Below are 7,960 nucleotides of genomic sequence, written 5' to 3' on the forward strand. Positions count from 1 at the left end.
GCCGGTTAACTACAAGAAAGGGGCTGCCTACTTAGGTTCTGGTTTCACTATCAAGTCAATGTACGACCACATTGGTTCACTGAAGGCAGTTGATCCTAAAACCGGTGAGATTGTTTGGGAATTCAAAAACAACGCGCCACTTTGGGGTGGTGTGTTAGCCACCGCGGGTAACCTGGTATTTACCGGTACACCTGAAGGCTACCTGTATGGCTTCAATGCGAAAACCGGTGAAGTCGTATACAAGTTCAACACAGGTTCAGGCATTGTTGGTTCACCTATTACCTGGGAACAGGATGGTGAGCAATACCTGAGCATCGTGTCTGGATGGGGTGGCGCTGTTCCTCTGTGGGGCGGTGAAGTTGCCAAGAAAGTCAAAGACATTAACCAAGGCGGTACTGTCTGGACGTTCAAATTGCCTCGTAGCTAAGAGGCCACGCGACGAATCGTTTTAGTCCCACCGTTTCGTCGCGTTTTTTTCTCTCCTCGGGGGTGAATGCAGGTAGTGGTTCATTTGCCCCTTTTTCAGCTTTATTGAGGGAGTCAGATGAAACGTTTTATTCTAATTATCTGTGTTATTTTTCTCAATAGCCTGTTCATCGTGCTGGAATGTAAAGCCAGCGAATCCGTCAGCCCGGAGCAAATTCAGCGCTTATTTCCCAAAGCGACCGTGATTGGCAACAAAGCCTCCGACTTCCCCGTCTATCCGGTTTATCAGTTACAGGAACTCATTGGCTATGCATTCGAAAGCAATGACTTAGTTGAATTTCCCGGTTTCTCCGGTGACCGTATTAACCTGCTCATTGGCATTGACGTGCAGGGCAATATTGTGGGTATTGAAGTCCTGCACCATCACGAACCCATTTTCTTACACGGTTTAGGCCCGGAGCCTATGAACCGCTTCATAGACCAGTATATTGGTCAGAATGTGTCGAATCGCGTGATTGTTGATAGCGCTGCAAATGACACGAATCCTAACGACAATACCGTTCACGTAGATGGCGTCACCAAAGCCACGGTGTCGGTCATTGTGATAAGCGATACCGTGTTGCTTTCCGCATTACAGGTGGCAAAAAATAAACTGACTGGTTTTGCCAGCGCCCCCGCTGCCACAGCCAAACCGGACTTGTATGAACCGCTCAATACCGACACACTTTTCGAGCGCGGTTTACTCCAACGCTGGGAAATAAGTCCGGAGGTCTTTGAAGACGAATTGGGCGCAAGCCTCGACGATTACCCTGATGGCACCTTTTATCTGCAGGATGGCGAAACGTTTACGGTTTACTTCGCCTATTTAAATAGCCCATTAATTGGCAAAAACCTGCTTGGCGAAGCCGACTTTACTCGTCTGCTAGCGATGTTAAAACCCAACGAGCAGGCCTTTATGGTGATGTCGTCTGGCTTTTTCAGCTACCTCGAACCCGAATTTAAGCCCGGCACGGTACCAACCCGGGTAAGCCTGCAGCAAAATGGCCTGCCATTTGGTATGCGTGACCTGAATTTTTATAGCTTTGAACCTCAGCAACTTGCCGGTAATTTGGAGGCCACAAACGACCTTCAAATATTTGCAGTAAATACCCAGTCAGGTTTTAACCCTAGCTTACCTATGCAGTTAAGCCTCAACATCGACATTGCTAAAAACCACTTAATTAGCCAACAACTCCAACTCACCCACCCTTACACCTTGCCCAAGGACTTGTTCGATATCGCTGCGCCGACTGAAGAATACAAACCGGAACCGGCCTGGATAAGAGTGTGGAAAATGCGCTGGCCAGTCATTACCGTACTGGCGCTCAGCCTGATTGCGGTCACCGCCATCTTCGCTTTACAACATCAGTTATCCGCCAATGAAAAGCGCTTTCGTTGGATACGTTGGAGCTTTATGTTTTACACCCTGATATTCATCGGTTGGTATGCGCAGGGTCAGCTGTCGGTGGTGAATATCTACCCCATATTGCAAAGTGTTAAATCCGGCTTTGATCTGCAGATTTATCTGATGGACCCGGTATTGTTCATCCTCTGGAGCTATGTATTTGTTAGCCTGTTTATTGTCGGCCGCGGGATATTTTGTGGCTGGCTTTGCCCGTTCGGTGCCTTACAGGAAATGGTGGGCTGGGTTGCGAAAAAATTCCGAATCCGGCAACGTAAAATTCCCTTCGCCGTACACCGCAAACTATGGTGGATTAAGTACGCCATTCTGGGCGGCTTAGTCATTACGTCTTATATATCGCTGTCAGACGCCGAAGTCCTGTCGGAAGTTGAACCCTTCAAGACTGCGATTACATTGCACTTTGTGCGCTACTGGCCGTTTGTGCTTTACACCGTCGCCTTGCTCGCGGCGGGACTGTTTATTAATAAATTTTACTGCCGCTACGTATGCCCGCTGGGTGCAGGGTTAGCCATACTGGGTTACTTCCACAAGTTCGAGTGGCTCACACGTCGCAAAGAATGCGGAAAGCCATGTACCATGTGCTATCACAAGTGCGATATTAAGGCGATCACGCCGGAAGGCAAAGTAGATTACAACGAGTGTGTGCAGTGTCTGGAATGCATTGTATATTACAACAATGATGACCTGTGTCCGCCACTGAAAAAAACCAAGAAAACCCTTCGTTCCATACAAAACATAGCAAACTCGCTGACAGTCGAAATTAAATAGCATAACGTCTATACCGCGTAGTCCGCGATTCATTTTCACTTCATAGCTCTACCTGCCGCAACGGAATGACCATACTCCGTTCAGGATTGCATAGCGATACCAGGATGTCAGAGCATGATTGATACTCCAATTCCTGTTACGTTCATCTCAAATGTAATAGATTTTCAGGTAGGAGACAGGGTCCGATATTTAGGTGCTGGTATAGGGAGAGTATATCGGGTTCTTGCATTCAGTGATTCTGATTTCGTGACCAAACTCAACAAGGCATGAACGCTTGAATTCTCTACACGTTTTGTGAATAACGCATATAACAATGAATGTTACCATTCCGCAAATCTCCCCTCTGAAATAAAACGAACAAAAGGGATGGACTAGCGGAGCTAGCCCGAGACACTTTTCAACGGAGTCACATTTAATCAAGGTGATCGGATAGAAAGTCGTCTATCGCTTTAAACGCTTTGATTCTATTGTTGATGTTATCCAGGTTGTGAGTAGCTTCCTTGATCATGAGGAGTTCAACCTCTTTATCGGCATCATCAAGCTCGTCATAAAACAGTTCAGCCTGATCATAGTGTACCTTGGTATCGTTCTTACCCTGGACCAGTAATACTGGCGCTTTGTAATCTCTGACATGATTAATTGGACTATTTGATTTCAAGTATTCCAAATCCTCAGCATCATCTATATCACCGATCATCCGTTTTATGTCAGCCTTATACTCGCTATAAAAACTGTCTTTGCGAATCAATTCCGGTAAGTCTGATATTCCTGCAATACTGACAATGCATTTAAACATGTCAGGGCGTTGATAACCTGCGACCAACGTAACATAGCCACCATAGCTCCAGCCCACCGCACAAGCGTTAGTGACATCAGCTCGCTTATTTTCTTTTACCCAGTTAACAGCATCATACACATCCGTTTGCATATCCTGACCCCATTCATGATAACCCGCAATCTGGTATCCATTCCCGAAGCCTGACGAACCACGAAAGTTCATCTGTAGGACGGCGTATCCGCGACGTGCGAGCAACTGCGCAAAAATATCAAAATGCGCATCATCCCGAGAGCGAGGGCCGCCGTGAGGCAGAACGATGAGCGGCGATTTGGCTCCATTTGATCCTGCCATAAAATAGCCATTTAACTTCATACCATCACTGGCAGTATATTCGAAGGCTTCTTTACCCGGTAACGGTTTATTTTCCAGTTGTGGAAACATAGACAACCAAAAACCGGCTTTACGAGTGTTCAGATCTACCAGGAAAAATTTAGTTGGGCTGCGACCGTTGGTAACCGACACCACCAGACGATCACTGTTGGTATTACTGGAATAAATATAGCTTTGATTGTCACCAAACGACTTTGACAGCATCTGCTGACGTGATTTGAGAGCTTCGTCAAAATACTCAATAGTAGTGAAATCCTTAGTATACATGGCCCCCACCAGTTTATTGTTTTTAACTATTGCTCTGTCGAGGTCGTAGCCTGGTACTTCAAAAATAACCTCACTAAATACCAGTTTCTCTAAATCAAAACGTCGTAAATGGTCGCGATAGAGCTCAAAGTCCGTCATTACCACCAACGATTTTTCATCATCACTAAGTGCAACAGGGCTTAAATAGAAATCTTCACCCGCTGTGTAGGTGTAGATCTGTTCCCATTCATCCTGCTTGCCATCAACGCGTTTAAACAATTCGACTTCGGTCGTTTTGGTGGCTTTCTTATATTCGCGGTTGATGCCAAATAATACCTCACCATGGCGGTTGCTAACCCAGCTGTCGATTTCATGGGCCGCCGACACGATCTTTTCCACACTACTATCATTGATATCCATTAAGAACACTGCAGGTGAAGGGTCTTTGCCGGTAAACGCCTGAATCAGGATGTGATTCTCGTCGTCAGGCAAGGTGTGAATTACACTTAATGAAGTAAACTGCTCTGCGTATTCATGACGTAGTAATTTAGGTAAATCAAGCTCCTGTAGGTTACTGCTATCAATATTTACAGCGTAAAGCTTAGTAATACGGTAACGTCGTCCAAATTTAAAAACAGGGAAGCTCGCTTCAACCAATATGCGTTCGTTATTTAGCCAGTAAAATGACTCAATGCGATCGCGTCCCTTTTGCAATTGTACAATTGGTTGCATATCAATACTGCCATATGGTAACACCACCACTGATGTGGTTTCTCCAATGGTTGCCTCAGCTGCAATTAACTGACCATCGGGCGACAATAATGGCGAAGAAATACTCGGTAATGCTGCAAAATTATCGACAGGGATATCGTTCTTTGCACTGGTGGATAGTGAAAAACTTACTAAGAAACAAAATAATATCGGAATCATCCTTTCCATTTTTATACTCCATTGTTATCGGAATTGCGCAACAATCAACGCGCCAAATCACCTATTTTCTGCAATGCGTGAAACAGACCTACAAATTAATATTTTGATTGCTGTGCTCGTGAGTATCTCTGATAAGTACCTCTCCCTCAAGCAACAAGTACAAATTCACTTATTGATTATAAACAATAAAGATTAAACACAGCTTTTGCTGGACAAGCGCACTTTATATGAACGCTATTGTTCGATTCGGCACCCGTTATGCGATTTGCGCACTAATGAAACACAGTGAACAGTGTTAAAAGCATATATCGCTGGTAAGTCAGAGGAGACCTGATTTGAGCATAATTCACGTAGCAAGTAAAAAATTCGGTCTAACTAAAACAAGTGTTTATCGCACTTTAACCATTTCGGTAAAGGGTTTTAATTAAGTGATAGCCAAATTTGGTTTTTACCGGGCCGTGTATTTTCAGCACTTCTTTTTTAAACACCACGTCGTCGAACTGCTTAACCATTTGCCCGCGACGAAACTCGCCCAGATCACCACCGCGCTTACCCGAAGGGCACAAAGAGTGCTTTTTTGCCAGTGCAGCAAAGTTTTTACCCTGTTTGAGTTGCTTTAAAATATCCAACGCCTGTTGTTCGGTTTTTACCAGAATATGCACGGCGGCTGCAGTGGCCATTAGTTACCCTCAAATGTTATTTGCACACAATGGACGCCATTATCCCGCGTACTATACTCGTATTGCCAGCCCATTGCGGCCGTTAGTTGACTTACCATTTGTAAACCCAGCCCAAATCCCAGCGATGTTTGCGTTTCCTTAGAGTCAGGTTTGTCGGTATTTCGGTTAATAATTTCAACCCCGGCACCAATTTGATTAATAGTTACCGAGCCAACCTGTGTGTGCTGAAACGCGTTGCGAATGAGGTTACCTAATACTATTCGCACTGCAATTGGGCTGGCTTCAAGGGTGTACTCATTGGTCTCAACAGCAACGCTTACCTCTTTGCCTTGCAACAGATACGCGAGCTCATCGCTGATAGTGGTCACCAGACTGTGCAACGCTACCGGCGATGTCGACAGCGACGAATTGTCCTGTCTGTCTAGCCATAACAATGTTTCAGTTAGGTCTTCCATTGTGTGAGAGGCATGCTCGATGCGTTTCAGCGGTTTGCTGAGCTTGTCTTCGGGCGCATCGCGGCGTACGCGATTAATGAGCTCTGTACTACTGCGAATGACTGCAATAGGAGTGCGCAATTCATGACTGGCATGGCGTACGAAATTCTGTTCACGCTTAAGGCTGTCGTGCACCGACTGCATAGCCTGGTATATCAGTGCAGCCAACGAGTTCAGTTCTGCGTATTTAAACGTTGGCGGAGCCGTAGGGAACGGCGCATTTTGCAGGCTCGCTGCCCACTCTCGTAGCCTTTCAACTGGGCGGGACACCGACTTTTGCATTAATACCACCAGCAAGCTAAACAACAACAGTGTCACAATGCCAATGATCATGATCCAGGCTTCCCGGGTCATATGAAAAGGGGGCTCGTCGTCGCCATCCCGGGGTTTAAACATCTGGGTTACGTAGACGGGCCTGGCGTTGTCGAACTTTGCCATCAGCACAAATTCAGCCACGGTAGGTCGCTGAAAAATAGAGTTGCGTTCTACGTGTTTATATAACCGGAATGGTTTGAGTTTTTTGGGGTTAAACTGCTGCTGAATGGTGTCGGGCAAGTCCTGCCAGTCGGCTGCTATGGTATAGCTCAGTACGGACACGGGTGCGCCTTGGACTACCGGCGTACGACGGGCTATATCGATCATAGTACCCCGCATCATGCCATCCATGCCTGCCAGAAACTGATTGGCCGACATCCAGGAAAACGTCGCAATCACCACACTGGCCAGCACAAACAGCGACATAAACACATAACGGCGCAAACTTATATTCATGGCGGCCATATTACGACTCCTGAACTGGCGACAGGCTGAACCCAACCTGGGTTTTAAAATTAATTTCCATCGGCACACTGGCGGAGCTTAACACTTTGCGCAACTTGTGCATGTGGACTTTCAGGCTGTTGCTGTCGGGACTTTCTTCGCCCCAAACCAGCTCAATCAGCTCATCACGGTCAATCGGGTTTGGGCTGGCGCGCATCAACTGCTCTAACAGCTTAAAACCGGTGGGTGAACAGTGTAAAACCACGCCATTGTAGCTGACCGACTTACCGGATAAGTCCATGACTAAACCGGACACCGCCAGCTGTTTGTTTTGCGCGCTGCGGCGTTTTGCCAGGGCTTTCACCCGCATAACCAACTCTTCCATGGCGAAGGGTTTTACCAGGTAGTCGTCGGCACCTTGTTCAAAGCCGGTGATTTTGTCCTGTAGCTGGTCCCGTGCGGTCAGCATAATAATGGGCGTATCGTTACCTTGCTCTCTGGCCCGGGCACAGACCTGTAATCCATCCAATCGCGGTAGATTAATATCCAGTACAACCACCTGATAACGGTTTTCTTCCAAGAGCTGCAGGGCGGCCACGCCGTTACTGGCGTGATCGCACACGATGTCTTCCAGTTCCAGGTAATCCATTACATTACCGGCCAGATCCAGGTCGTCTTCAACCAGCAGCAGTTTGATCATGATGTGTTGACCCTTGTGCCCTGCCTGATACCGCAGACAGCAGCTTTTTTACTCCCCGGCGGGCGTCTTCGTTAATCAGAATCAGCGCCGGAATAAGCAACAGCGTAATAAACGTGGCAAACAGAATACCATAACCTAACGACACCGCAGCAGGGATCAGGAACTGCGCCTGTTTAGAGGTTTCACCCAGAATTGGATACAACCCGGCGAAGGTGGTAAACGACGTCAGCAATATGGCTCGTAAGCGCCCCTGACAGGCTTGCTGAATAGCATCGAACACTTCTCCACCGGCGCGACGGATTTCATTATAGCGAGATACCAACAGCA

At 46.8% G+C, this 7,960-nt stretch carries 7 protein-coding genes; 2 read left to right on the forward strand and 5 right to left on the reverse strand.

What is annotated here, in order from left to right:
• On the forward strand, window positions 1–427 hold a 427-nt coding region (locus AC4MRN_RS17835; RefSeq protein WP_491204035.1), incomplete at its 5' end, for an outer membrane protein assembly factor BamB family protein.
• A gap of 117 nt (window positions 428–544) precedes the next feature.
• A complete protein-coding gene (locus tag AC4MRN_RS17840) occupies window positions 545–2,656 on the forward strand; it encodes a 4Fe-4S binding protein (protein ID WP_491204036.1) in 2,112 nt (703 codons plus the stop codon).
• Between the two features lie 412 nt (window positions 2,657–3,068).
• On the opposite strand, the gene AC4MRN_RS17845 is transcribed toward AC4MRN_RS17840, so the two are convergent.
• The 5 genes from AC4MRN_RS17845 to AC4MRN_RS17865 all read right to left on the reverse strand — a co-directional run.
• Window positions 3,069–5,009, reverse strand: a complete 1,941-nt coding sequence (locus AC4MRN_RS17845; RefSeq protein ID WP_491204037.1) for an alpha/beta hydrolase family protein — start codon at window positions 5,007–5,009, stop codon at window positions 3,069–3,071.
• A 389-nt stretch (window positions 5,010–5,398) separates the two neighbouring features.
• Complete coding sequence (gene ppiC, locus AC4MRN_RS17850; RefSeq protein WP_491204038.1) at window positions 5,399–5,680, reverse strand: peptidylprolyl isomerase PpiC; 282 nt, start codon at window positions 5,678–5,680, stop codon at window positions 5,399–5,401.
• Window positions 5,680–6,954: a sensor histidine kinase gene (locus AC4MRN_RS17855; RefSeq protein ID WP_491204039.1), complete on the reverse strand. Its 1,275-nt coding sequence runs from the start codon at window positions 6,952–6,954 to the stop codon at window positions 5,680–5,682. The genes ppiC and AC4MRN_RS17855 overlap by 1 nt, the downstream gene beginning before the upstream one ends.
• 1 nt (window position 6,955) lies before the next feature.
• Window positions 6,956–7,633: a response regulator transcription factor gene (locus tag AC4MRN_RS17860; RefSeq protein ID WP_491204040.1), complete on the reverse strand. Its 678-nt coding sequence runs from the start codon at window positions 7,631–7,633 to the stop codon at window positions 6,956–6,958.
• A partial coding sequence (locus tag AC4MRN_RS17865; RefSeq protein WP_491204041.1) for an efflux RND transporter permease subunit occupies window positions 7,611–7,960 on the reverse strand: 350 nt, incomplete at its 5' end. The genes AC4MRN_RS17865 and AC4MRN_RS17860, both read right to left, overlap by 23 nt.

It is taken from the genome of Marisediminitalea sp., from assembly GCF_984433645.1.

What these genes read in the sequence shown, in the direction of transcription:
- AC4MRN_RS17840 (WP_491204036.1), top strand. Translation starts at nt 545, where the DNA reads ATGAAACGTTTTATTCTAATTATCTGTGTTATTTTTCTCAATAGCCTG.
- AC4MRN_RS17845 (WP_491204037.1), bottom strand. Translation starts at nt 5,009, where the DNA reads ATGGAAAGGATGATTCCGATATTATTTTGTTTCTTAGTAAGTTTTTCA.
- ppiC (WP_491204038.1), bottom strand. Translation starts at nt 5,680, where the DNA reads ATGGCCACTGCAGCCGCCGTGCATATTCTGGTAAAAACCGAACAACAG.
- AC4MRN_RS17855 (WP_491204039.1), bottom strand. Translation starts at nt 6,954, where the DNA reads ATGGCCGCCATGAATATAAGTTTGCGCCGTTATGTGTTTATGTCGCTG.
- AC4MRN_RS17860 (WP_491204040.1), bottom strand. Translation starts at nt 7,633, where the DNA reads ATGATCAAACTGCTGCTGGTTGAAGACGACCTGGATCTGGCCGGTAAT.